This window comes from Planosporangium flavigriseum, assembly GCF_011947225.1.
Lineage (GTDB): Bacteria > Actinomycetota > Actinomycetes > Mycobacteriales > Micromonosporaceae > Planosporangium > Planosporangium flavigriseum.
The window spans coordinates 1-1,279 of record NZ_JAATVW010000057.1 but is presented as its reverse complement, the minus strand read 5'-3'; the positions used below and the strand labels follow the sequence as shown (position 1 = coordinate 1,279).

Here is a 1,279-nt window from a genome sequence, read left to right as displayed (position 1 = left end):
GGGTCGCGGATCGCGGCCACCAGCCCGTCGACGCCCACCCAGCCCATCAGGGCGTCCAGGCACGCGCGGGCGGCCTCCTCGACCATCATCGTGCTCGTCGTGCTGCCGTACTCGCCGCTCGTCATGGCCCAGACACTATTGAGCAAAAAGGGCAGGTAGCGGCACGGAAACCGATCCGCACCCACCTGCCACCCGAACCCACACCACTCGACCGGAAAACGCGCCGTCGGAGCACGAATCGAGGCGGCGGTTGTTCTCGGGATGGCGCTCGGTTGCGCCCCGCTGGGGTCAAGCTGGGGTCAGCTGACCCTCACGTCGCAAAGCAGCTTCGTTCCCCAGCCCGAGCCGGTCCAGCGCCGATCAACGACGGAACCAATACACGTCCCGATAGAACTGTCGGATGACCCGGTCGTCCTCCACATGCCAGGACAGACCCCGCCGTGCGAACCGGACCCCTGACCGACGCAGCAGTACAAGCGCGCACACCGACAACAACCCTGCCGCCAACCAGACCATGAACAGCACCGAGTCGGTCGGCTTAGTCACGAACACGAGCCAGCCCCACACCACGACTAGAACGAGGCCCAGCCGGACTGTCCAGACCGCCGACCGGTACGCCCTGGTACGGCGGATCCTCGTCGCCTCGTCATCACTGATCGACACGCCGGCAACGTACACAATGACCGGAAAGATCGACCGTAACCAAGCAGATCACCGCCCTGACCTCGGCGAGGCCTATCCAGTAACTCTCGACGGTTCGCGTCGCTTGCCACTGTCGGTTGTACTGGTTTTGTACTTAACGATCTTGGTGAGGCGGCCGCTTCGTCGGGGCAGGCGTCGGGCACGGCCGGCACGGTTACCGCATTTGTTGCTGAACCGTGCCGGCGTGCCGCAGGTTGCTCGTGCGACGCTGTTGAGCTGTCAGAGGACCGCGCGGGTGCCGGTGCCCCAGTACGGCGCGGACCAGTGGCCCGTCGGAGACGGGAGGTTGTTCTGGGTGTCGGGGTCCAGGGTGGCCAGTGTCGCCGAGCCAGCGAAGTCCTGGAATAGGCCGAAAGTGTCTTTGCCGGTGCTGGCGAAGCTACCGGTGAACACGAATTTGGTCCCGTTACCCCACCCTGTCGAGTCGTACCAGATCTGGGTCAACCCGCCGAGGCTGCCGTCTCCGGCACTGCCGGCGGTGAGGGTGAACAGCGCGACACGTCCGCCGCCGTAGTCGTAGAACAGCGCCAAGTCGGCTTTGCCGTCACCGTTCACATCACCGGCGGTCAGGAACTTC

At 65.1% G+C, this 1,279-nt stretch carries 1 protein-coding gene and 1 pseudogene; both read right to left on the bottom strand.

All coding sequences use genetic code 11. From position 1 onward, the window contains the following. Positions 1-360: 360 nt before the first annotated feature. On the bottom strand, positions 361-663 hold the full coding sequence (locus tag HC028_RS26785) for a hypothetical protein (RefSeq protein ID WP_168080220.1): 303 nt from the start codon (positions 661-663) through the stop codon (positions 361-363). Positions 664-921: 258 nt separating this feature from the next. Continuing rightward, positions 922-1,279: pseudogene (locus HC028_RS26780) on the bottom strand (FG-GAP repeat protein); the annotation flags it as partial.